The organism is Microbulbifer okhotskensis, assembly GCF_023895975.1.
Classification (GTDB): domain Bacteria; phylum Pseudomonadota; class Gammaproteobacteria; order Pseudomonadales; family Cellvibrionaceae; genus Microbulbifer; species Microbulbifer okhotskensis.
Window position 1 is genome coordinate 1 of the sequence record NZ_JALBWM010000069.1, and the last position, 23,238, is coordinate 23,238.

Genomic DNA, 23,238 nt, shown 5'->3' on the forward strand with positions numbered 1-23,238 from the left:
AAATGGCTATATGGATCATACGCTAGAAACCCGCTCGTCTTCAATAAAGTGGAGTACATTCAGCGGTTTGGGGAGATTCCTCAAACTCTGGGAGCGTTGCGTCCGCCTTTTCTTCTTCTGTGCCTACCGCCCTCGCGCACCACCTCGTATTTCCTCAAAAAGTTACTTTCAAACCCTTCCAGCAAGGACGGTCTACGCATGGTTTGAGTATCAGAGGGAATAAATATGTTGATCTTAAAGCGCCGGACCGGCGAGAACTTAAGGATTGGGACCTGTGTCTCAGTCACAGTATTGGAAGTTAAGGGTAATCAAGTGAAGATAGGAATACTGGCCCCCAAATCCTTACCGGTTCACCGAGAAGAAATCTATATACGTATCCAAAAGGAGCGGGCACTGGGGGATGGAAATCGTTGATAACCTGATTGCGACTACGGAACGCCCAAAGCATCTGCCTCAAAACTATGGAGGAGCAGCGGTTTTGATGTCGGGTGCCTTTGCTGGTTATGTCTAATTGCCTGATGGAACCACTGGATACGTATCGGACCCATCTATTAATATGGTCATTAGGGTTCCAATCTCTGGCGGTCCAAGATTGCTCTTTGGTATGCGCAAGGCTGTCAACAATGTATTGATCTCGATTGCTGGATACGGTGACAATTAAGAATGAGCTATTGGAAGAATTGGCGTAGGGTTAGAACAAAATTTCGGAATTTACTGCGCATGGGTGTGAGTGAATCGCTGGCAGTTACCTGTGGTTCGTCCGGTAAAAGTTACTGGCGAAACGCAATAACTGAGGGCACTCACATTGCACTCAATAATGCATTTTTCGAAAAGATGGGTTTGATTACGTTAGGTGATGGCTGGGTAGAAATTTATTATGGATAGAGAGCCGCCTATTGCGGAGCCGAACGATGGGTGGTGTGGGGGCCGGTAGCTAGAACTACCGGCTACCCGATTTACGTGGTTATGGCACGGAGTATGACTTTCGCACATGTTTTCGGGGCCGTTTGAGCGATGAAATGCCCACCTTCCACAGACTCAATATTTAACTGGGGATAAACATTACCCAAAATTTTGATTGCCTCCCATGCAACTAAGCGATCATATGTTGGCCGAATATATACGGCTTTTGTTAATTGATGATGCTTGGGCTGCTCAAGTTCTGCAATATTTAATAGCCGCTGTTTCAAAACACTTGGCTGAACCTGAGCAATAGCGTGGCGAACTTTCTCCGTTAGCCCAATAGCGCCATGGCCATCAAAACATAGTTTTTTCATTAGCCAATTTGGTAACAGATTAGGCTTTAGAGCATACTCTGGGAGTACTGCAGCTAACTTTGCGAGCTTACCGGGACAGGAAACAAAACCCGCTATAAAAATTACCTCTGAAACTTGGGTTCCAAGAATATTACATAATTCATATGCAATTCTTCCGGAATATGATTCAGCGACTACTACAACGCTTGATGATCCTATTCTTTCTGCAATGTGCTCAGCTTGTTGGTGGTAGGTCACACCCTGTATTTCATTGAGACAAATAACCTCTCGATCTATCTCTCGCGGAACCTCCTGAATTAGCTCATTGAAGAGAAATCCAGTTCCATCCATTCCAGGTAAAAATACAATTTTCAAGATCTAGCCACCATCACGTAACGCTACCTACTTGGCCATGTAATTCATGCCTGATAATAACTCAGAAACATAGCTGTGGTGCGTTCGGCCAGAGCCACCTGTTCGGCCTGCGTGGGTGGGCCGGAGAGTTGAAGTAACTGTGGCCAGAAGCAACCACCTTTAATCAAATTATGAATTTGTCCACTGGCGACCTCTACATCGAGCTGTGTTAGCCGGCCGTCGGCCACGGCAGATTTAATCCAGCGTTGCACTCCAGTTTCGTGAGCCTTAAATTTTTCCATTTCTTTACGCAGGGCATCCGGCTGGTGAAAGAAGTAGTCAAAGGCCATACGATTCAGGTCAATATACTGCGGGTTACAGATGGTTTTAATTTCCAGCTCCAGCAGGGCGCGAAGTTGTGCGTACAAGTCACTGCCTGGGTTGTAGTCGCAACCGGGGGATTGGGTTGCCTGCTGCCAAAGGTCACTGATCAAATACATAACCAGCGCTTCCTTACTGGCAAAGTGGTTGTACACGGTACGCTTGGACACCTGTGCGCGGGCTGCCAGCTCATCCATGCTGGTGCCTTGGACGCCGAGTTCCTGAAAGGCCTGTTTGGCGGCATCGATAATGGACTGACGTTTCAGCTCACTTCTGGTTGGCTTCTTCTCACTCATCTGACTCTCGGAATCTCTGTTTACATCAGGGAATTTACCTGGCGGAAAATCTTGCTTAATGACTAATTTTACACTAATTGGTTTACTTTTGTCGCTGCCGACAGTAAACTGCACTGAATAGTTTACTTGGTGTCAGCTATGAAGAAACGCTGGTGGTTATTAGCAGGAGTGATAGGCATGTCTGTTGGTCTGTTTAGTAGTTGTGCGACTCAGTCGGAGAAATTCCAAAACACGGAAATCGACTACAAATCCGGGGTAGGTAACATTGCCGACATAATCGGTGCTTACGTTCGGGCGGAGAGAGCTGCGCCTGTGCCAAAAGCACCATTGCCGTTGCAGCTGATTACAGAGGAGGTACTCGCTAGCAATGAGAGCCAGCCAACGGTCTATCGCCTGGGCCACTCGTCAGTGTTGATTCGGCTCGATGGGGAGTACGTACTGACTGACCCGGTATTCAGCGAGCGTGCCTCGCCGGTGCAGTGGATGGGCCCAAAGCGTTTTCACCCACTGCCCCTGCCGTTACAAGCGTTGCCCGCATTGAAGGCCGTCATTATCAGTCACGATCATTATGACCACCTGGACAAAGCCAGCGTTCGCAGCCTGGATAAGAAGGTGGAGCGGTTTATCGTTCCGACCGGTGTTGGCAAGCACTTGCGGGACTGGGGGATCGCGGAGGGCAAAATTACCGAACTGGCCTGGTGGCAATCCCTGTCTGTCGGCAGCCTGCAATTTACTGCGACCCCGGCCCAGCACTTTTCCGGACGCGGTTTGACCGACCGGGACAAGACGCTATGGGCGAGCTGGGTCATTGGTGGGCGCGATGCGCGAATTTTCTTCAGTGGCGATAGTGGCTATTTTGGCGGCTTCCGCGAGATTGGTGAGCGCTTCGGTCCTTTCGATGTGACCCTGATCGAAACGGGGGCCTACAACGATCTGTGGAGCCAGGTACACATGAAGCCGGAGGAGAGCGTGCTGGCTCACCTGGATCTGCGTGGTCGCGCGATGATACCTATTCATAACAGCACTTTTGATCTTGCCCTGCACGATTGGTTTGAGCCTCTGGAGCGTGCACAGACTGCAGCAGAAGCGCGTGGGGCGACACTGCTTACGCCAGTGATCGGTGCCCCGGTCAATGTGCGTGCACCTGTCCCGACCCAAGCTTGGTGGCGGGAGTTTATTAAAGAGGGGCTGAATGAGTTGCCTGCTGGATTATAATTATGTAGCTTTCAGACGAGTGATTTCCTCAGAGCTGGAGAATGAGGCTGTTGATAGGCAGGATCAGTTCTTGTGTCCAGTGATTGCATGATCATGGTTGTTGCTTAAACAACTGAGAGCATTTTGCAAATATATATTAGGGCGCCTCTATAATTTTTTTGATCCTTTAGCGCTTAGTTTTTTTGGCTTTAAAAGTGCATTTTAGAAAATTTGTTGTTCTAGGGGCCCAATAATATTGCGTAAACCGGGTGATTGTTGAAAGTTGTTTTTCCCCAAACTTAAAACCAGGCACGAAAACCCAGCACCCAAACCGTTGAGTCCACGTCCTCACCTTCTTCACGGGCGAAATCAGCGGCATTACCTATTTCCCGTTCATAGTGGACACCGATGTAAGGTGAGAATTTCTTGGTGATTTCATACATTAGTCGAAGACCGATTTCCAGTTCAGATAAGCCGGATCCGCTGCCTTGTGTCTCATCGTTCTGCCCAAAAAAATTCAGCTCTATCCGCGGAGCCAGAATCCATTTCTGTGTTAATTTTAATTCATACTCGCCCTCCAGTCGGAATGCAGTACTGCCGCTTTTTCCATAGAAAAATACTGCATCCATTTCGAATGAGTATGGAGTTTCCCCAGTAACACCGACAGCGATCCAGTTTCGGCTGGTAGTCTCCAGCTGGAAGTCGTGACGAATACCTAGTAGGAAATTCCATTTTGCGGATATGGCGCGGCTGTAGAGCGCCCAGAGTTCATTTTTTTCGGTTTCACCACCGCCCCTCTCATAATCGACTTCAGCGACAAATTTGTTTTGATCGTCGCCATAACTGAAATCGCCCTCAATTTCCCCACCGTCATTACCTCGCAGTTCTACATAATCGAGGCTGACTTCTGCCATGGTCTCTTTTTCACCAGTGTCGCTGAGGGGTTGGTAGCTGTGATGTTGGTGTTGTGGCAGCATTTGTGCATGACTCGTGTGAACGGCCAATGTTAATGAAATAACGGTAATTAGAGTCCCAGCCTTAAACAATGCGTACCTCCCGAAACATCCCCGGCCGTTGGTAGAGCATCTGGCATTGCAGTGCCCAGCGCCCATAAGTATCAGCGCTGACCAAATAGCTGATAGTGGAACCCGCTTGTACTAATATCGTGTGCTTATTGGGCAGGTGTTGGCCGTCACCGGTTTCCAGCTCGCTCCATAGGCCGTGAAGGTGTATTGGTTGGACAAAGGTGGTGTCATTAACAAGGGTAATGCGCAGCCGCTCTCCGTGACGCAGTAGTAGCGGATCGGCATTGCGAGGTTTTTCGCCGTTAATAGACCACATATAACGATCAATATTACCGGTGAGGTGGAGCTGGAGTTCCCGCTCCGGCTGACGTCGGTCCCTGCTGGGTTTGAGTTTGCGCAGGTCAGCGTAGGTGAGTACGCGGCGGTTATAACGCCGCATGTGGTTGCGCATACCGATACCGGGGTCTGTCAGCCCGTTCGCGGGCGATGCTGCGCGGCTATCCACGCTGTATCCAAATTCGCTGGGTTGATGCGCGATGGGGGCATTGCTGCCGAGACCTGCCGCGGCGAGATTTCCGTAATACCATCCTCCGGCGACGGCAGTGGGCGGATCTGACTCAGTGTCTGAGTGGCCCACTTTGGCTGTTTTGTATTTGTTATCCGCGGTTGTTGCTGTGGGTCTTTCAGTCAATCCCAAGTCCTGCGGGGTGAACATGGGTCGATGATCCATGGGGGGAATTTGTGCGCTCAGATTTACATCGGCGGTGAGTGTGCCGCGAGCATAGCCGCTGCGGTCCATGGTTTGCGCAAACAGGGTGTAGGCGCGATCACCTTTAGGCTCGACGATCACGTCATAGGTTTCGCCTGTGCCGATGCGGAATTCATCCACACTGACCGGCTCAATATTCTGCCCATCAGCGGCAATCACCCGCATTTTTAGCGCGGGTATATGCAGGTCGAATAAGGTCATCGAAGCGGCATTAATAAAACGCAAACGTATTTTTTCGCCGGGTTTAAATAGTGCGCTCCAGTTGGCATCGGGTGTTTGCCCGTTTATCAAATAGGTGTAGGTCTCTCCGGTGACATGAGCAATATCCCGGTCGGATACCTGTGCCCAATTCCGCGGGTGCCGATCCCGCCAGGTCCTTGCTACACCGTTTGCCCGAACCTCACGCCAAAGGTCAGCGGCCGTTCTCTGCTGCCGATTGTAGTAGTGCGGGTCTTTTTTCAGATTGGTGTAAATAGCCTGAGGGGGTTCATTGCTCCAGTCTGAGAGCACCACTACATAGTCGCGATCACTGGCAAAGGGTTCTGGGCTGGCGGGGTCAATCACTATAGCGCCGTACAGGCCCTGCTGTTCTTGAAAGCCAGATTGACTGTGATACCAGTAAGTGCCGCTTTGACGAATTGGAAATCGGTAGCGGAACGTTTGTCCTGGCTCAATACCGCTAAAGCTCAATCCGGGAACGCCGTCCATATCGCTGGGTACGCGGATACCGTGCCAGTGCAAAGAGGAGGCACGTGCCAGTTGGTTGCGCACATTGAGGGTGACGGTATCACCCTCTCGCCAGCGCAGGATAGGGCCGGGCAGGCTGCCGTTGACGGTCACGGCCTGGCGTTCGCTGCCAGTAAAGTTTACCCGGCGATAACCGATGGAGAGATTGAACTGATGACCGCTCAAGACCTCTGCGGGCGATACCGCAGAGCTTGCTGATAGCGGGCGCTGGGGTAGCCCCAGGAGGGCCGCACCTGCGCCGACACCAGTCACAAAAGTACGCCTCGATATGGCTCCGCTGCGAAAGCTCTCTGTCATCGCCGCTCCTTTAGAATTGCTCCTGTGCCGTTTTGATTTCGGCGTAAATTTCGCTGCTGCCATCTTCTTTAAGCAGCAGTACCTGGTAAGGGGTAAAGCGGTCGCCGACTTCCATACCGGGGCTGCCCAAAGGCATTCCGGGCACCGCGAGACCTATCGCGTTTTGTGGAGGCTTCTGTAGAAAGTGCTGCACCAGCTTTGCCGGTACGTGCCCTTCAAAAACATAGCCTTGTTCTGACACGGTGGTGTGACAGGACTGGTAGCGCGGTGCGATATGGTGCTGGTTTTTCACGCCGTTAAGGTCATCGACGTTTCTTGCCTCAACATCGAAGCCACTCTGTTGTGCGTGTTCAACCCAAATTTTGCAGCAGCCGCAGGTGGCTGATTTATAGGTAGTGAGTTTCACAGTTTCTTTTTTAGGGGGCTGGGGTTCGGCGCAAGCACTGAGAGCAAGGGCGGTAAACAATGTGGCAATGACCATAATGAGGTGACGGTACATAAATACTCCGGTGATAAATTTGATGGTGCGAACGGGTGCGACAGTCTTCACAGCTAGATTTGTGGCGGTAATTAATTGGGGCCGAGCGCTGTTAAAGACGCACGGGCCCTGTTAAAGGCGAATTATGGGGGGCGTAGTGCCATTTCCGGGACGGGGGAGGAATTAAATACTCGGTAGGTCGAGGCTTGGCGATTGCGGCGGTAAAAGAGAGTTTGGTCGTCAGCACTGATAGCTGAACTGTTACTCGGTCCTGCACAGCAACTGCACTCAACGTTGCAGTCGGAGGAATAGTCATCATTGCAGTTTATGGCTTTTTTTTCGCTGCAATGTAATTGTTCAGAAGGTTCGATGGGAGTAAATACTGGCTGAGATTCATGTTTTTCAGCACAGGTAATCGCCGATGCCTGGCCGCCACAGGACAGTAATACGAGCAGTAATATTATGCGAAAAAGACACGTGTGCATGGTGGTAAGTAGGAAATAAGCCAGTCCGCAGTGTATGGACTGGCCTGCAGTGGTGCAATCGATCTTCAGACAGCGGCGGTCTAAGAGCGTCCCAGGGGCAACCTGAAGTCCTGGTGGCGCAGGAGATCCGGCCCACATTCGAGACGTTCCAACCAGCTCAGGAAGCGGCTTTTAACCTCGTCGGCAGCGAAGTAGCCGCCGTGTTGCGGCACAATCATGGCGGGGTTTAACTCCCGGATCATCTTGGCCCAGAGGCGACAGGTCCAGTTTCCGCCCATATAGCGGCGGTGGAAACCTTCCATAGATTCCAGGTGCACATCAAAGTCTTTTACTTCGCCCTCCTCACCGCCGAGGGAGGCGCCGATATCACCGGAAAACAGGATACGGCTCACGGGATCGTAAAAGCTGAAGTTACCACAGGAATGCATAAAGTGTGCGGGCAAGGCCCAGATCTCACTGTCGCTGAAGGGGATAATTTCTCCCTTGTCATCCAGCGGGATTATGCGCTCCTGCCAGCGTTCTGCGCCGGCCCGCGAGGCGACAAAGCCTGAGACCAGGTGCGGCAAAAATCGTGACCATAGCTTGGATACCACCACCTTACAGCGGGAGTGAAGCATCCAGCGCGGTAGCGAGGCGATGATATCCGGGTCCTGATGCGAGGCCAGGATCAGGTCCAGTTCACTCAGGTTCAAATGCCGGCTGAGCTCAATGGTCAGGTGTGTATAAGTGAGATCGCCGCCGGGATCGATAAGTGCCCCTTTGGTACCGCGGCGAATAACAAATTGATTGGCCTGCACACCGTCACTGCCATTCTGCTCTTTTACCAAATCGCCGAACCGCGCAACCAGGTGGTGACCTTTTTCAAATAGGATGTCCACGCCGCGGCTCCTCTTATTGGACTTGGTCGAGGTACTGTTTGAGCCTCTCTTTATTCATGGCGATACTGGTATTCATTCCCTCGGCATGTTTATTGGCATCCTCTAAGTTGGTTGCCTTACCCACTTGAATCACTCCCACCATACCCAGCGGCAGGTGTGGATCACACTGATACAGGTAAACCCCTTCCTGGTTCAAAGTGACCGTCACTTTTTCGCCCATGCTGCCATTCCAGCTTGCGCCTTCAGTGGGGGACAAGACCGAGTGGGTGTTGTGCGCTGCATCAGTGGGCAGGAAGGTGACGGAATCGCCGGGCGCTACAGCGAGAAATGCTGGCTCGAAAGTCATCATGCCGTCCTTACCCTGATTCAGCATCTTAACTTCGTGATCTGCAGCTAGGGCGGAGGTCGAGGCCATGGCGAGCGCCAAAATCGCGCCGCGAAGAGAAAAAGACAACATGCTTACTTCCTGTTTGATGATTGGTCAGTGTGTTTGCGTGCCTCCCCATTAGTGGGTACAGGCAGCGGCGGATATTATCTCGGTGCAAACATGGTGAATTGATCTAGATCAATCGGGCAGATAGGCCAATGCGACGAAGAAGATGCCAATAGAGGGCGCCAGTGCAGGTGAGTCATTTTTGACCGCTACGCATCGCCCACCCCGTCCCTATAAGAGGTAAACTGTGCGCCAATAAGTTCTGGTGACTGTTCGGGAGATAACCTTGGCCACAAAACGTAAAACTGCCTATGTCTGTAATGAATGTGGTGCTGACTACACCAAATGGGCAGGGCAATGTAGTGCTTGTGGCACTTGGAATAGCCTATCGGAGGTACGTTTGGGCACCGAGCACAAGGACAGTCGTGCGGCCAATTTTACCGATACTCAAAGCGGCTATGCCGGTGCCGCCGGCGCGGGTAAAGTACAGAAGCTTGCCGAAATCGATCTGAGTGAGCTGCCGCGCATTCCCACCTCCACGTCGGAGTTGGATCGCGTCCTCGGCGGCGGCCTGGTGCCCGGTTCGGTGGTGTTAATTGGTGGTCATCCGGGGGCCGGTAAATCCACGGTGTTACTGCAAACCTTGTGTCACCTCTCCACTTCGATGCCTGCGCTGTATATCACCGGGGAGGAATCCCTGCAGCAGGTGGCTATGCGCGCCAAACGACTGGGGCTCCCAACTGAGTCGCTACAGTTGCTCAGTGAAACGGATGTTGAGCGTATTTGTCTGGCTGCGAAGGAGGTGAATCCTCGTGTCATGGTAGTGGACTCGATCCAGGTAATGCATATGAGCGATGTGCAGTCGGCACCGGGCTCGGTGGCGCAGGTGCGCGAGAGTGCGGCCTACCTGACTCGCTTTGCCAAGCAAACCGGCACGGCTCTGATCCTGGTGGGCCATGTCACCAAAGATGGCAGCCTCGCCGGCCCCAAAGTGTTGGAGCATATTATCGACTGCTCCATCCTTCTCGAAGGTACCCATGACTCCCGTTTCCGCACCCTGCGTGCGCATAAGAACCGCTTTGGTGCGGTCAATGAGCTGGGGGTGTTTGCCATGACAGAGCAGGGCTTGAAAGAGGTTTCTAACCCCTCTGCTATTTTTCTGCAGCGCGCCGAAGAGATTGCTTCGGGTTCGGTAGTGACCTCTGTCTGGGAGGGAACCCGTCCGTTGCTGGTGGAGCTGCAGGCGCTGGTGGACGACAGCAGTTTGGGCAACCCGCGCAGAGTAGCGGTGGGGCTCGACCAAAACCGCTTGAATATGCTGCTGGCGGTGCTACATCGCCACGGCGGTGTGTTGGTCGGTGACCAGGATGTTTTTATTAATGTGGTCGGCGGTGTAAAGGTCGTGGAGACCAGTGCCGATCTCCCGTTACTTTTGGCGGTGGTTTCCAGTTTTCGTAACCGGCCGTTGCCGAGGGATCTAGTGGTGTTTGGTGAAGTGGGCCTGTCCGGTGAAATTCGCCCGGTGCCCTCGGGTCAGGAGCGCTTGCGCGAGGCTGCCAAGCATGGTTTCCGCAAGGCCATAGTGCCTGCCGCCAATCGCCTTAAAAATGATATCGAAGGAATGGAGCTGCACTCGGTGAAAACCCTGGGGGAAGCACTCTCTATTATCGATATGAGTTAAGACTGATGGCTGCCTTTTTGAGGGGCTATAGTATTTCCGCTGCGAAGTTTGTACAGCTTCCGCTCATGATTTTACTGGGGCTGTTTCTATTACATCCTATAAACGGGGCTGCCTACGAGCGTATGGCCTCGTTGAACTTATGTATGGACCAGATCCTGTTAAATTGGGCCAATCCCAAGGACATCACCTCCGTTACCTGGCTGGCGGATACAGAGCAGTATCGCACTGCACCGGTTCCGCAAACTGTGTACCTGAACCGCGCCCGTGCGGAAGAATTATTGCCCTTAAAGCCTGACTTGGTTTTGGTGGGGCAATTTGGCGCGCAGCGTGCAGCGCGACGACTGAAAGAGTTGGGCATCAACGTGGTGTCTATTCCCGATGCCTACAACCTCGAGCAATTACAGCAACAGCTGGCTGCATTAAAAGCGGTATTGGGACCACTGGCACCCCTGCAGAAACGCCAGCGGCAGCTGCGGGAATTGCTGGATAGCCCCCAGCCGCAGCAGCGGATTACCGCAGTTATTCTCTCAGCAAATAATATTACTTACGGTAGCGGAATGCTGGAGCACCAACTGCTACAGCGAGCCGGTTTTATTAATCTCGCCGCAGAGGGGGCGTCAATCAGCTGGGGCGGATCAGCCTCGAAGAAGTCATAGCGATGCGGCCAGATTTGTTGGTGTTTTATGGCAGCGAACAGAATTTTGCCCTGGCCTACCTGGCCGCGCGCCACCCGGTATTGCAGCGCTATATCGACAGTGGCCGTACCTATACATTACCTTCCCGCCTGAGTCTGTGCCCGGTACTGGCTGCTGTGGAAGTCTTGCAACAGTTGATGGATAAGAGAAAAACTTTTGCTACAACACAATAAGCTCGCGATATTTGCTTTGTTGGCAGCCCTGCCGCTCGCCTTGCTGGTGGCCTTGGCGAGCGGTCCGGTGTCGGTGGATTTAGTGGATGCTGTTTCTCAGGGTTGGTACTCTCAAAGCAGCGATGCCGTCATTTTTTGGCAGTTGCGATTGCCGCGGGCGATTCTTGCTATTTTGGTCGGCGCTGCTCTGGGTATGGGAGGTGCGGCGATGCAGGGAATGTTGCGCAATCCATTGGCGGAGCCGGCACTGCTAGGTGTTTCCAGCGGTGCCGCTCTGGCTGCAGTTATACTTCTTTATTACGGCGCTGCGTGGAAATCCGGATGGCTGTTGCCAGCAATTGCAATTGCCGGCGCCTTTGGTGCGGTGGCTGCAGTGTGGTTATTGGCCGGCCGCGGTGCCAGTGCCGGCCGTCTGGTGTTGGCTGGTGTTGCGATCAATGCATTTTTATCGGCGCTTATTGCTCTGGCTCTTAATTATGCGCCGAGTATGTTTGCGATGCAGGAGGTGGTGTTTTGGCTGATGGGTTCACTGGCCAATCGCGGCTGGGATCAGTTATTACTGGCACTACCTTTTATTTCGGTGGGCGTTATTTGTCTGTTCCTCGCGCGCAATTATTTACGTGCCCTTTCTCTGGGAGAGGATACCGCCGCTTCGTTGGGTTTCCATAGCCGTATTTTCCCCCTGTTAATTCTATTTGGTATCGCCAGTTCCGTTGGTGCGGCAGTGGCAGTTGCCGGTACTATCGGTTTTGTCGGATTGGTTGTGCCGCACTTAATGCGCCCTCTGGTACATCAAGACCCTGCCCAGCTGTTATGGATCAGTGGTGCTGCGGGCGCTTTGTTGTTATTGATGGCCGATATTCTGGTGATTAATTTTGTCGGTGCGCAGGAATTGCGTATCGGTGCGGTTACGGCATTTCTTGGAGCGCCCTTCTTTTTTTGGTTAATTGTCAGTGCGCGCCGGGGGCAGTGGCTATGAATGAAGTCGATAGAAAATTGACCGTTGATTGTGAATCATTGGAGTTAACGCGTGGACTAAAAAACGTATTGCGGGAAATAAACTGTACCTTTAAGCCCTCGGAACTGACAGCGGTTATCGGTCCCAACGGGGCTGGGAAAAGTAGTTTGCTGCAATGTATCGCTGGTGTTTTAACGCCGGAGAGTGGGCAGATTACTTTTGACGGTGAGAAAGCGCACAAGCTGCCCGCGACACAACGTGCACGTTTAGGGGCCTATTTGCCTCAATCGGAAATGCCGGCCTGGAGTTTGTCGGGTGCGAATCTGGTGGCTCTGGGGCTATTGCCCTGGGGGCGTCCGCGAGATCGCGAAACACGGGTGAGGCGAGCGATGGCTATGGTCGATGCCCAGGCGTTTGCCGATCGTCCGGTAACCGAACTCTCCGGCGGTGAGCTGCGTCGGGTACAGTTGGCACGTCTATTGGTCGGGCAGGCACCTCTGTTGATTGCCGATGAGCCTACGGCAGCGTTGGATATTCGCCATCAGCTGCAGTTGATGCAGAATTTTCGCCGCCTTGCGGACATGGGAAAAACGGTCATTCTCGCACTGCACGATTTAAATCTGGCGGCGCGTTTTTGTGACCGGGTATTGTTGTTGCAAGAGGGCGTTCTGTTGGCTGGTGGGACGCCGCAAGCAGTGTTTACCCCGGCACTGATCGGCGAAGCTTATGGCGTTAGCTGCAAATTTCATTGGCGCGACGGTATCGCCGAATTTGTCCCCTTAGAGGTGCTTTAGTCGTGGACCTAAAAAATCAGGACCGTCCAAGTAACTTTTTGCTAGCCCCATTGCGCGGGTTATTGCTGGGACCGCGTCGGAAATCCTGCGACGGAGTACCTTTGTAACAGCGCGGAATTATCGGCCAATCCTCGGTTAGGAAGTAAGCGTAGGTGCCGTTTGGAAACTCCGGGGTCTGCACCCTGCGGCCGTTACATTCGTCCAAAGTACCCGAGCCGGCTACATAGTGGTAATCATCAACAAAGGTGCCATCGTAGTAGCCGCCCGGCTCTTTGCCGCCACGGGGACGCTTACCGAGTTTTACCCGATAGCTGGATTTGATGGGCACTATGCCGGAATCGGGACTCCGACCATCGGCGTGGCCGTAGAGTGCATAGATAGGAAAGCCGTCGGCGGCCCAGCCGATCAGCGGAGAGTGCTCGTTTTCGGAAACATTCAAGCGTGCCAGCAGGCCGATGGGGATACCGTGATAGTGATAGGCCCCGTTGGGTTGTACATGAGCGAAATTGTCGTCAACACCCAGGGACACTGCACCGGATAGGGCCTCGTAGCGCCAGCGCCCGCGATTCCCCAGATACCACTCTGCGGCACTGGGATCAAATGGTACGCCATTCAAGCCGATACCAAAATTTTGCAGGGACACTGCTGTGGGATTGGCGGCGATCTCCGGGGTGGCGGGAAGTCGATAGCGGTAGCGCTGTACTTCAATTTTATGAGGATTTCCTGTATTGGGGAAAACGCCGGTTTTGTGTTCGGAAATACCGTTGGCTTCGATGATTCGCCAAGGGCCCTGGATTCTAATATTGACCTGGCTAAACGTGATAGGGAAGCGGTCTGCAGGGACCGTGCTCTGCAGCCCATTGGATTGGACCACACGGTGTTTGCGCGCCGGCGGACGCCCGATAATGGAGCCTCTCTCCGATGGTGTGGCAGCAGATTTCCGCTCTGGGGCACAGGCCAAGCCGTGAGACTGTGGCAGATCTCGACAGCGACCGCTAATAGTGCCACTAGGAACTTCGATGGCGCAACGGTCGCCGTTAGAGAGGTCTAAACAGGCTTCCAGGGCACTTTCAGGGATATGAGCGAAAGTCAGCGGGGCAATGCAGCTTAGCCCTATAAATACCCATTTTTTCATAAATGCATCTCAAGCGTCATTGCGCCACCGGTTAGACGCTGGTCACTTAGGATTGATCATTTTCCCGTGGGCCCGGACCACCCTTACCCCGAGCGGGTACACAGACTAATTGCTCGACTTGCGGTGGCATTCGGCAGGTACCTTCCAAAGTACCGCGAGGTGTTTCAACGGTGCAGGCATCGCCTTCTGCCATGTTATTACAGGCATCGATGGCTTCTTGCGGGGGTTGATGCGGCTGAGCAGATACATTGGAGGCCAGTACGACCGCAGCTAGAGGAATAAGTATTTTTTTCATCGTGTTCTCCTTTGGTAGCTTTAGGGGTGTCTTTGCGAGCGGTTACCCCATGAGTGAGTGGTAAGAGAGCTTATCTTCTGTTGTCCAAAACTATAGGCTCGTGTGTGGGGAATGACCGGTCATTGAATGGCTCCGGCTATCTACCCACTTTGCTGATGTCGGATTGGGACATCACTTGAAAGTTAGTGGAGGAATGCGCAAAGAATGTGGACCGCTTGTAAAGAAGTGTGCTCGGCGTTTGCGGAGCCGGTTCAACTGGCGCTTCGGTAAAGTGCATGGGAGGGTTTTCCTGGGAAAACTCTGGGACATTAAAGTCGATAAGACAGCGGCGTGGAAACTTGGGAGAAAGCTGTTGGCAGAACTTTAGGCATGAGAGTGTTTTTTACTAATCCTGGATGACTTCACCGATAGAATGAATGATAAGTGGCTAGACCGGCGTGGAGTACTCGGAGATAGTCGTTGGATATTACCGGATATGGGGAAGATACCTTTGATGCAGTCCGTGATATATGCGCGCGGGTAAACACGCTTTTAATAGTGGAGTTGTCTAAATGGTAATGGTGAGCTGCAGTGGCAGGGTATTTTGATGCTAGCCCGTGCCACTGTCTTTAACGAATAAAAGGTATGTTAATCGGTTTCCAGTACGGCTTTGGCTGCGGCTTCATTGAGCAGACGGCGGCGTACTTTCATGGGGGTGGCACTAAACCAGCGATCACAGGCGCGATTAAATGAACTTTGCTCACGGTATCCCAACATGCTGGAAATTTGGGCCATCGGTGGTAGTTTTCTGCTCAGGTAGTACTCCGCACGTTCCCGTCGAATACGATCCAGAATATCTTCAAAAACCAGCTCCTGGTCCCGCAGCCTGCGTTGCAGTGTGCGTTTATGCATGCCCAACTGATTGGCAACTTCTTGGAGGCTGCATCGCTTGAGGGGCATCAGGCAGTAAACAAGCTGTTCTACTTGATAAACTAGGCTAGCCTCACCGTGTTCAAGCACTTTTCCGATATAAGATTTTAATAGTGGACGCAATACTGGATTGCACTTTTCTGTGGGTTGCGCCAGTTGGCTGCTGCTCAGGATTAGAGCGTCGCTAGTTTGTGCAAAATGTACTGACGCGTTGAAAAATTTTTCGTACTGGCCGTGAAGTGGTCGTGCCGATTTTAAATGGACGGCTTCAAGGTGAAATTTTTCACCACAAAGTATCTGCAGGGCGACCACAGAAACCCCAAGTAGAAACTCCCTAAAGAGTTCGAGTGGCAGTGGGGATTCGGTCGCTATATAACTTTCTAAATCATTTAGGCAGTGAAAAGTTATAAGCGTTTGCAGTCCTTTGACTTCCAATTCCACCCGCAGGTTATAAGGCGGAGCGGCGAATTGTTTTACCGCAGCATTGAGGAACTCACCCAATGTCAGTGATTGCAATACCGCTGCACCGAGAGAACTCAAGGCTGCTGAGCCCTGGCTTTGTGCCAATCGCAAGCCAAAGTCTGCACAGTTGAGTTGTCGTGCAGCCTTTTCCACCAAGTCTGTCACTTTACCCAGCGGGAGATAGCCCTCGAGCTTTTCGACTTGCTCAGGGTTTATTCCGGCGCTGTTAAGTAGTGTTTCCGGGCAGCCGTTTAGCTCGGATACTTGGTCATAAAAGCCGGTTAACAGCTTAGCTCTTATTTGTTGGGTCAATTTCTTACAAATCCTTCCAGGAACCCAGCCAGATTGAATTATTTGGCTTGCCGGGTCGCAACTTCTATTTGAGCGGAATTGTTTAACTGATAGTGGCGCCTGATGATTTTAGGGACCTGCAATTAAATGCAAACTCCCTAATTATACCTTCCTGGGCGTTTATATGACCGTTTAAAAGAACCGTCGTACTGGCGAATGCTTGTTCTATATCGATGTCCTGATAGACTTCGGCGCTGCGGATAATGGTTACTGTACTAACTACCGCAAAATGCCACGTTGCTCATCCTGAGAAAATAATAATTAAGATTAGAACAGAGCAAGCGTAACTGGCGCAACCCACCGATCAGTTTCCGCTAAGTATTATTTCAAGGACCTATGTTACTTGTTTTTTTTTATGGATTCGAAGGGCAGCACGCTTGATGGGCCAGATATAATGTCACCTAATGAAAAAAAATACCGATAAAGAGGATATGCTTAAAATATTATTCCGAATTATAACCCATAAGGACTTTTTGTTTTATGGCGACTCATCATTCGGGAATATTAATTTTTTCATATTTTATTCATGTTTTTTCCCTGAGGCTGAAGCTACGCAGGGTGGACGGTGAATTCAGGGGTGTTTGGATATTTTGGCTGAGTTAAGTGGATTTGCCTAATTGGCAGGATAAGTAGTTAGTAAGTAATTTTTGCCATTTAAGGGCAAGAAAAAAGCCCGCAAAAGCAGGCTTTTTTAATACAGCAAGCAAGGTATATCAGCCGCCGTAGTAAGTGGCAGCACCAGGCCCTACTGGCAGGCCGAAAGCGAATACCCATAAGAAAAATAGGGCTGTCCAACCGATCATGAAGAAGATCGAGTAAGGGATCATGGTGGCGATCAATGTACCCATACCGAGGTTTTTCTTATAGCGCGCGGCGAATGTAATGATCAGGCCAAAGTAGCTCATCATCGGAGTGATGACGTTGGTTACTGAATCACCAATACGATAGGCGGCCTGGATAACTTCTGGTGCATAGCCCAGCAGCATCAGCATTGGCACAAAGATGGGCGCTGTCACTGCCCACTGAGCGGAGGCGCTGCCCAGCATCAGGTTTACAAAGCCGCACATCATGATAAAAAACAGGAACAGCAGTGGTCCGGTGAGGCCAATACTCTGTAGCGTATCGGCTCCCAGCACCGCGAAGATCGTGCCCAGGTTGGTGATCTTAAAGAAGGCGACAAACTGCGCGGCGAAGAAGACCAGCACGATGTACATACCCATGCTGTTCATGCTCTTGGCCATGGCATCAATGACATCGCGGTCATTCTTCATAGTACCGACGACCTTGCCGTAGACAAAGCCTGGAATAGCGAAGAACACCAAAATCAGAGAGACAATGCCTTTTAGGAAAGGAGAGCCTGCGACCAGTCCGGTCTCCGGGTTGCGTAGAACACCCCACTCGGGCACAACGGTCAACGCCAATACGGCAGATACGCCAAGCACCGCCAGGCCTGCATATTTAAGGCCGCGTTTTTCGGCATCGCTGAGGCTGCCGACCTTATCTTGGGTCAGATCTACAGATGCCTCACTGGGGTCGTACTTACCGAGCTTGGGCTCCACAATCTTCATGGTTACCCAGCTGCCCACCGCTGTGATCAGGAAGGTACTGATGATCATAAAGTACCAGTTGACCTCCGGGCCCACTGAGTAGTTTGGATCGATCATATGAGCGGCGGATTCAGTGATTCCGGAGAGCAGAGGGTCTACGGTGCCCAGCAACAAGTTGGCACTGTAGCCGCCGGAAACACCGGCGAATGCTGCGGCCAGCCCGGCCAGTGGATGGCGGCCAAGGGAGTGGAAGATCATCGCAGCCAGGGGGATCAGCACCACGTAGCCCAGCTCTGAGGCAGTGTTGGAAATAATGCCAGCAAAGACCACGATAACGGTTACTGTGCGCTTGGAAGCCTGGAGTACCAGCCCTCGCACTGCGGCACTCAACAGACCTGAGTGCTCCGCAATCGCGACACCCAGCAGGGCAACCAATACCGTTCCCAAAGGAGCAAAGCCGGTAAAGTTTTTCACCAGGCTGGTGACGATCATTCTCAGACCATCGCCACTCATCAGGTTGAAGACTTCAATAACTCCGTCTGGCGCCCGACCGGCTGCGCCGACAGGGCGTGGATCGGCTACCGACAGGCCGAAATAAGACGCGATACCACTTAAAATGACGACGCCAATAGCAAAGAGTGCAAACAGGGTAATCGGGTGGGGCAGTAAGTTGCCCAACCATTCCACCGCATCAAGGAAGCGGATAAAGGCCGTCTTGCGGCCGGGGGGACTGTCCTGCCGATCGCTCGGGGAGGTAGTTGTGGTCATTGTTGGTCCTCAGTCTTAACTGCAAGCGGCCCTAATAGCTCTGAACCGCCCGGTAGCCGAAAGGTTGGCTGAAAAATGTGCTAAAGCCGCGATGATACACAAAAGTCCCTCAGCTAAGAATGCCCGAAGGGGAATGTTGGTCCGTGATCAGTCGCTAAATTGATATAGCGGCACCGCCGGCAACCAGTTGAAATATGATGAATACTGCAAAAGTCTCCCCCTGCACGGTGTCTGGCCTTGCGGCCATCCAACGCTTAGATATGCCATAATCCCAATACTCAGCAGTCAACTCAGCGGTGAAATAATGAAAATTGGAATTTTAAAGACCGATGACGTGCGCAAAGAGCTTGTGAGCGAATTTGGAGAGTACCCGGAAATGTTTGCCGACTTGTTGCGCGGCCAGGACCCTACGCTCGAGTTCAGCACTTACGAGGTCCAGCACGGTCAGTATCCCAGCGATATAGATGATGTCGATGCGTATCTGATTACCGGCAGTAAAACCGGAGTTTATGACAGCAAGTCCTGGGTTTCTCCGTTGATGGATTTTGTCCGAAAATTACATGATCAGCACAAACCGACAATTGGTATCTGCTTTGGTCACCAGTTAATTGCCCAGGCACTGGGTGGGCGGGCGCAAAAGTCAGATAAAGGGTGGGGCCTTGGGGTACACACCTATGAAATGCAGGAGACCCCGTCATGGATGAGTGAGCCAAAGACCGAATTCAGCCTTTTGGTCACCCATCAGGATCAGGTAGATGAATTACCGCCCGGTGGCCGAGTTCTCGCATCCAGTGAATTTTGTCCCATGGCGATGGTGCAGGTGGACGACCACATGCTCAGCTTCCAGGCACATCCCGAATTCAGCAAACCCTACTCAACCAGTCTGATGCAGCTTCGACGCGAAGCCTTTGGTGAACAGGTAGTGGATAAGGGCCAGGCCTCATTACAAAACGACATTCATGAAAATATGGTCGCTAAGTGGATGTTGGAGTTTTTGCGCAGGTAAGTTATTCAAGTGGGGAGGCGCCATCCACCTTCCCAAGCTTCTGGCTCACTTGAACTAACTTGCCTTTTGGGTGGTTACTGTCAATATTGGTTTGTATTGCTGAGCAAGTCTAGGTTCTAAATTTATTTTCCTATCCCAAAGAGTAGTTCGAATTGTTTTTGGTTTGGCTGTGCAATTTAGATGAAACTAAATTAGAAAGCTTCTAACTGCCAAGAGCAGCCCAGTTGAAATTGTCCCAATAGTCTTTTTTGTCAAGTTAATCCCGTTTTTAATGTTTGGATAATATTTTCATGTTATTCCTAATTTATATGAGGCATGAAAAAAAACCTCATTAAATTCTGCGGGTTCTATATGTTTTCCACTCTTTTCTTGCCTGGTTGTGGTTTGTAGGTTGCTATAAATTTTCCTTTAGTGGTTGTTTTAAAAAAGGATGAGTGATTAATATATGTGTCGTTACATAAATTCTTTTATTCTTAGGGCAGTTGATGTGTTTGTGCCATTTTGCATAAGGTGGTGCGCATTAAAAATTGAATTTGTCGGCTTTATTTGTTTTGTGGGGGAAACATTTTATAGTTCCCCTGTGAGCGTATTAATGGAGGGAGTACGGTTTACAGATGATGTTAAAGTAATAAAGGAATGTAACGTAATTCTAATAGGTTATAAATATTATTAATAATCAAAAGGATGGGTTTATGAATCTGTTCAAAAGGACACTTTTAGCAGCATCTATCGGTTTATCGATGGTTGGAGGGCAGGTGCATGCAACAGGTAATTCAAGCTCAAATATTGTTGGTGTTATTGAAAGTTCGGAGCAGAACGCTGTCGAGGAATATTTAATAACGGTAAATAATTTGAGTACTGGATTAACTCGATCGATTGAGTCATCGTCGGGGGAGAATTTTAGATTTGCAAAACTACCGATTGGTATGTACCAAGTTGTAGTAACACAAGATGGAGAAAAAGTAGGAGAGCGCACGGTTAGAGTCTCTCTTGGGGTGAATGCAAATGCAAACTTTGATCTTGGTGAAGTCTATGAAGAGGTTATTGTTGAAGGAAAGCTTCTAACCTCTGTAGATACCTATACGATGGACTCCGGGCTAGTTATGGGGGAGGCAGAGCTTGATGCTTTGCCGATTGCTAGGAACTTGACTGCGGTATCTCTATTGGCGCCAGGTGTTATTGCTGGGGATACAGGCTTTGGAACAGGGAATAGTTTTGGCGCTGCCTCTTTTGGAGGGGCTTCTATCGCAGAAAATTCCTGTTATATCAATGGCCTAGAAGTAACAAATACTCGTCAGGGAATCGGTTGTAGCACCGTTCCATTTGAGTTTTATCAAGAATTTCAGGTGAAAACGGGTGGTTATTCGGCAGAGTTTGGTCGCACTACAGGCGGTGTAGTCAATGCTGTAACCAAAAGCGGCAGTAATTCATGGGAATTTGGAAGTACGGTTTATTGGGAGCCGAATTTCTTACGTTCAGAGGGTTCTATTTCCAAGGGGAATAATGGGACAGGGGATGTTTTTCGCAATGAATCTCAGAATGAGTTTGATGAGGTTTCATATACATTCTCTGCTTCTGGTCCGATTATCAAGGATAAGCTATTTTTTTACGGGTTGATTAATCCAAGAGATAAAACTGATAAGTTCGCGTATCGATCAGGTACGGATCAAGCAAATGTAGACACCCAGTTTCGTGAACGGGAATCCTCTGGAGCAGATAATCTCTTTTGGGGGGCAAAAATAGACTGGGATATTAATGACAGTCATAGAATCAGCTATTTTGGTTTCTCTGATAGAAATGAAACGGAAGAGTTAATCTATGATTTTGATGCTAATACAGGAGTTATTGGGCAAAATATTGGTGCTTCCGCTGGGGTGACTACAGGCAATACACGGATACGTGGTAGTGAAGCTCATTCTTTTAACTATACGGGATATATTACTGATGATTTGAGTATATCCGCAATGGCTGGAGAGATTGAAACTGAATATACAACTGAACCTCTCGCTTTGGAGTGCCCAGCAATTGCTGATGAAGCTGGATTAGGTGTCAGCACTTGTGGAGGCGGAACTATCGGTTCAAACTTTGATGAAAATAGACAGTACCGTTTGGACGTTAGTTATTCATTAGGAGATCATGGTTTAAAAGCAGGAGTTGATATTCAAGAGCGCTCATCGACGCGGACTACGGCCCCTGTAGCTGGGCACAGTTGGACCTATGAAACTGTCGGCATTGGGGGAGTTGTTCAGGGGGATGAGGGCGCTCTATTTACGAATGAAACTGGAGAGCCCTTGCAGGTTGTCAGTGATCGGATCTTTGAAGGAGGCGGTGGTTTTAAATCAGACTTAACAGCATTTTATATCGAAGATCAATGGCAAATCTTGGATGATTTGATGATTAGTGTTGGTCTCCGTAAAGATATTTATGAGGGAGAGGGAACGACAGGAAAACAGCTGTTTGAGTTCGATACCGATATTGCTCCTCGCTTGGGTTTTTCATGGGACCCCTTTAGTGATGGCGAAACAAAAATTTATGGTACATGGGGGCGTTACTACCTGCCAATAGCCAACAATACAATCTATAGAGCTGCGTCGGGTGTTAGTGACTCAACCACTTACTATACTTACTCAGGAATTGACACGGTAACCAATGCTCCTACCGGTATCACTCCGATCAATGGTGATGTTCCCTCTTCATCAGTTGTTAGTTCTGTGCCAGTAATTCCAGAGAAAGATATTTTTCAGGCCCAGGAGGCGGAGCCATTTGCTCGTGATGAGTATATTTTAGGATTTGAAACCGCGATTAATGAAGATATGCGAGTAGGTGTTCGCGGAGTTTACCGTGAAGTTGTATCTGCTCTCGATGACTATTGTGGTCGTTATGCTTGGCCCTACTGTGTTCTGGTTAATCCTGGTGAGGATATGTCTTGGTACGCAGATGGGTACTACTGGGATGGTTCTGCACTTGACGTAAAGGGCGATCTAGTTGATGGCAAACCAGATCCTAACTCTCTAAGAGAATTCTCTGCTGACACAATTGGCTTGCCTGAGGCTAAGAATATTTATCGTGCTATTCAGGCGGATCTTACGTATAGCACAGATCAGATGACCTGGAAATTTATTTATACTTGGTCTCGTAGTACAGGTAACTTTGAAGGGGCTGTGAAATCTGATATCGATCAGGCAGATGCTGGAGTAACTCAGGACTTTGATTTTCCAGCACTAATGGATGGTGCAGAAGGTTACCAGCCAAATGATCGTCGCCATGTTTTCAAAGTTTTTGGGAGTTATGACTTTACCGAAGACTTTTCTTTTGGTTTGAATGCCACTTTAGCCAGTGGCCGACCTATATCGGCTTTTGGTCATAGTTATCCAAGTTCTGACCCAAATATTTATGGTAGTTATGGTGATACATTTTATCATCTTGATCCTGAAACGGGAGAGTATGTTTATATACCTAGGGGAGAGGTTGGCAGAACTCCATGGACATTTAACGTAGATGCTTCATTGCGGTATCGTTTCTTATTAAATGGAGTTGATATGACAGCGTCACTTGATGTTTATAATTTATTTGATAATCAGGAAGCTACATCTGTAAATGAACACTATGAACTGAATTCTGCTGAAGTAAATGATTGGTATGGGGCTGCCTACGATTGGACAGCCCCGAGAGCGGCTCGGTTAGGAATAACAGCAGTATTCTAGAGTTTTTATTTGAACGGCTTGCAACGCTTGAAGTCAAGTTGTTGCAAGCTTCTATTTATCTGAGAGGAGGGTGTTCAAAACTCTGTGTCAGCCATGGCCTCAGAGGCTGATATATTTCTCCAGCCGATCTGGAAAGTGGATCGTTAGTTGTGACAGCGTCAGATTCC

The 23,238-nt window shown here is 50.3% G+C and carries 21 protein-coding genes; 10 read left to right on the top strand and 11 right to left on the bottom strand.

Going from position 1 to position 23,238, the window contains the following annotated elements; genetic code table 11:
- Both MO867_RS14540 and csrA read left to right on the top strand, forming a co-directional pair.
- On the top strand, positions 1–207 hold a 207-nt coding region (locus MO867_RS14540), incomplete at its 5' end, for a hypothetical protein (protein WP_252470381.1).
- 18 nt (positions 208–225) lie between these two features.
- A complete protein-coding gene (gene csrA, locus MO867_RS14545) occupies positions 226–414 on the top strand; it encodes a carbon storage regulator CsrA (RefSeq protein WP_252470383.1) in 189 nt (62 codons plus the stop codon).
- 542 nt (positions 415–956) lie between these two features.
- On the opposite strand, the gene MO867_RS14550 is transcribed toward csrA, so the two are convergent.
- Positions 957–1,631, bottom strand: a complete 675-nt coding sequence (locus tag MO867_RS14550; RefSeq protein ID WP_252470385.1) for an alpha/beta fold hydrolase — start codon at positions 1,629–1,631, stop codon at positions 957–959.
- A gap of 44 nt (positions 1,632–1,675) precedes the next feature.
- On the bottom strand, positions 1,676–2,287 hold the full coding sequence (locus MO867_RS14555; RefSeq protein WP_252470387.1) for a TetR/AcrR family transcriptional regulator: 612 nt from the start codon (positions 2,285–2,287) through the stop codon (positions 1,676–1,678).
- 138 nt (positions 2,288–2,425) lie between these two features.
- On the opposite strand from MO867_RS14555, the gene MO867_RS14560 reads away from it, so the two are divergent.
- Positions 2,426–3,502, top strand: coding sequence for an MBL fold metallo-hydrolase (locus MO867_RS14560; protein ID WP_252470389.1), 1,077 nt, complete (start codon positions 2,426–2,428; stop codon positions 3,500–3,502).
- A gap of 278 nt (positions 3,503–3,780) precedes the next feature.
- Here MO867_RS14560 and MO867_RS14565 read toward each other — a convergent pair whose 3' ends face one another.
- The 5 genes from MO867_RS14565 to MO867_RS14585 form a co-directional block, all read right to left on the bottom strand.
- The gene (locus tag MO867_RS14565) at positions 3,781–4,527 is read right to left on the bottom strand and encodes a copper resistance protein B (RefSeq protein WP_252470391.1); all 747 of its coding nucleotides are present in this window, start codon (positions 4,525–4,527) and stop codon (positions 3,781–3,783) included.
- Positions 4,520–6,319, bottom strand: a complete 1,800-nt coding sequence (locus MO867_RS14570; protein ID WP_252470393.1) for a copper resistance system multicopper oxidase — start codon at positions 6,317–6,319, stop codon at positions 4,520–4,522. Before MO867_RS14570 ends, MO867_RS14565 begins: the two co-directional genes overlap by 8 nt.
- Positions 6,320–6,329: 10 nt before the next feature.
- Positions 6,330–6,818 carry a DUF411 domain-containing protein gene (locus MO867_RS14575; RefSeq protein ID WP_252470395.1) on the bottom strand — a complete coding sequence of 163 codons (489 nt, stop codon included), beginning with the start codon at positions 6,816–6,818 and terminating at the stop codon, positions 6,330–6,332.
- 544 nt (positions 6,819–7,362) lie between these two features.
- Positions 7,363–8,160 carry an oxygen-binding di-iron domain-containing protein gene (locus MO867_RS14580; RefSeq protein ID WP_252470397.1) on the bottom strand — a complete coding sequence of 266 codons (798 nt, stop codon included), beginning with the start codon at positions 8,158–8,160 and terminating at the stop codon, positions 7,363–7,365.
- Positions 8,161–8,173: 13 nt separating this feature from the next.
- Positions 8,174–8,617: a pseudoazurin gene (locus tag MO867_RS14585; RefSeq protein WP_252470399.1), complete on the bottom strand. Its 444-nt coding sequence runs from the start codon at positions 8,615–8,617 to the stop codon at positions 8,174–8,176.
- Between the two features lie 262 nt (positions 8,618–8,879).
- On the opposite strand from MO867_RS14585, the gene radA reads away from it, so the two are divergent.
- From radA to MO867_RS14610, 5 genes are read left to right on the top strand one after another with little or no spacing between them, the layout of a single operon-like run.
- Positions 8,880–10,274 (top strand): DNA repair protein RadA, encoded by a 1,395-nt coding sequence (gene radA, locus MO867_RS14590; protein ID WP_252470401.1) that lies wholly within the window; start codon positions 8,880–8,882, stop codon positions 10,272–10,274.
- Between the two features lie 5 nt (positions 10,275–10,279).
- On the top strand, positions 10,280–10,930 hold the full coding sequence (locus tag MO867_RS14595) for an ABC transporter substrate-binding protein (RefSeq protein WP_252470403.1): 651 nt from the start codon (positions 10,280–10,282) through the stop codon (positions 10,928–10,930).
- A 2-nt stretch (positions 10,931–10,932) separates the two neighbouring features.
- Positions 10,933–11,142 (top strand): hypothetical protein, encoded by a 210-nt coding sequence (locus MO867_RS14600; protein ID WP_252470405.1) that lies wholly within the window; start codon positions 10,933–10,935, stop codon positions 11,140–11,142.
- Entirely contained in the window at positions 11,126–12,121 is a 996-nt protein-coding gene (locus MO867_RS14605; RefSeq protein WP_252470407.1) for a FecCD family ABC transporter permease, read from the top strand. Before MO867_RS14600 ends, MO867_RS14605 begins: the two co-directional genes overlap by 17 nt.
- Positions 12,118–12,894: an ABC transporter ATP-binding protein gene (locus tag MO867_RS14610; RefSeq protein ID WP_252470409.1), complete on the top strand. Its 777-nt coding sequence runs from the start codon at positions 12,118–12,120 to the stop codon at positions 12,892–12,894. The genes MO867_RS14605 and MO867_RS14610 overlap by 4 nt, the downstream gene beginning before the upstream one ends.
- 16 nt (positions 12,895–12,910) lie before the next feature.
- Here the strand turns inward: MO867_RS14610 and MO867_RS14615 are convergent, their stop codons facing one another.
- The 4 genes from MO867_RS14615 to MO867_RS14630 all read right to left on the bottom strand — a co-directional run bounded on the left by MO867_RS14615 (position 12,911) and on the right by MO867_RS14630 (position 18,361).
- Complete coding sequence (locus MO867_RS14615) at positions 12,911–14,029, bottom strand: YHYH protein (protein ID WP_252470411.1); 1,119 nt, start codon at positions 14,027–14,029, stop codon at positions 12,911–12,913.
- 46 nt (positions 14,030–14,075) lie between these two features.
- Positions 14,076–14,324 (bottom strand): hypothetical protein, encoded by a 249-nt coding sequence (locus MO867_RS14620; protein WP_252470413.1) that lies wholly within the window; start codon positions 14,322–14,324, stop codon positions 14,076–14,078.
- Between the two features lie 627 nt (positions 14,325–14,951).
- Positions 14,952–16,007 carry an AraC family transcriptional regulator gene (locus MO867_RS14625; RefSeq protein ID WP_252470415.1) on the bottom strand — a complete coding sequence of 352 codons (1,056 nt, stop codon included), beginning with the start codon at positions 16,005–16,007 and terminating at the stop codon, positions 14,952–14,954.
- A gap of 752 nt (positions 16,008–16,759) precedes the next feature.
- On the bottom strand, positions 16,760–18,361 hold the full coding sequence (locus MO867_RS14630) for an AbgT family transporter (protein ID WP_252470417.1): 1,602 nt from the start codon (positions 18,359–18,361) through the stop codon (positions 16,760–16,762).
- Positions 18,362–18,665: 304 nt separating this feature from the next.
- Here MO867_RS14630 and MO867_RS14635 point away from each other — a divergent pair, with 304 nt between their 5' ends.
- Positions 18,666–19,367, top strand: a complete 702-nt coding sequence (locus MO867_RS14635; protein ID WP_252470419.1) for a glutamine amidotransferase-related protein — start codon at positions 18,666–18,668, stop codon at positions 19,365–19,367.
- Positions 19,368–20,059: 692 nt separating this feature from the next.
- Positions 20,060–23,071 (top strand): TonB-dependent receptor, encoded by a 3,012-nt coding sequence (locus tag MO867_RS14640; protein ID WP_252470421.1) that lies wholly within the window; start codon positions 20,060–20,062, stop codon positions 23,069–23,071.
- Positions 23,072–23,238: the final 167 nt, after the last annotated feature.

Coding starts and splice junctions, on each gene's coding strand:
- MO867_RS14630 (WP_252470417.1), bottom strand. CDS start 18,361: ATGACCACAACTACCTCCCCGAGCGATCGGCAGGACAGTCCCCCCGGC.
- MO867_RS14610 (WP_252470409.1), top strand. CDS start 12,118: ATGAATGAAGTCGATAGAAAATTGACCGTTGATTGTGAATCATTGGAG.
- MO867_RS14635 (WP_252470419.1), top strand. CDS start 18,666: ATGAAAATTGGAATTTTAAAGACCGATGACGTGCGCAAAGAGCTTGTG.
- MO867_RS14615 (WP_252470411.1), bottom strand. CDS start 14,029: ATGAAAAAATGGGTATTTATAGGGCTAAGCTGCATTGCCCCGCTGACT.
- csrA (WP_252470383.1), top strand. CDS start 226: ATGTTGATCTTAAAGCGCCGGACCGGCGAGAACTTAAGGATTGGGACC.
- MO867_RS14600 (WP_252470405.1), top strand. CDS start 10,933: ATGCGGCCAGATTTGTTGGTGTTTTATGGCAGCGAACAGAATTTTGCC.
- MO867_RS14575 (WP_252470395.1), bottom strand. CDS start 6,818: ATGTACCGTCACCTCATTATGGTCATTGCCACATTGTTTACCGCCCTT.
- MO867_RS14595 (WP_252470403.1), top strand. CDS start 10,280: ATGGCTGCCTTTTTGAGGGGCTATAGTATTTCCGCTGCGAAGTTTGTA.
- MO867_RS14560 (WP_252470389.1), top strand. CDS start 2,426: ATGAAGAAACGCTGGTGGTTATTAGCAGGAGTGATAGGCATGTCTGTT.
- MO867_RS14640 (WP_252470421.1), top strand. CDS start 20,060: ATGAATCTGTTCAAAAGGACACTTTTAGCAGCATCTATCGGTTTATCG.
- MO867_RS14620 (WP_252470413.1), bottom strand. CDS start 14,324: ATGAAAAAAATACTTATTCCTCTAGCTGCGGTCGTACTGGCCTCCAAT.
- MO867_RS14585 (WP_252470399.1), bottom strand. CDS start 8,617: ATGTTGTCTTTTTCTCTTCGCGGCGCGATTTTGGCGCTCGCCATGGCC.
- MO867_RS14570 (WP_252470393.1), bottom strand. CDS start 6,319: ATGACAGAGAGCTTTCGCAGCGGAGCCATATCGAGGCGTACTTTTGTG.
- MO867_RS14555 (WP_252470387.1), bottom strand. CDS start 2,287: ATGAGTGAGAAGAAGCCAACCAGAAGTGAGCTGAAACGTCAGTCCATT.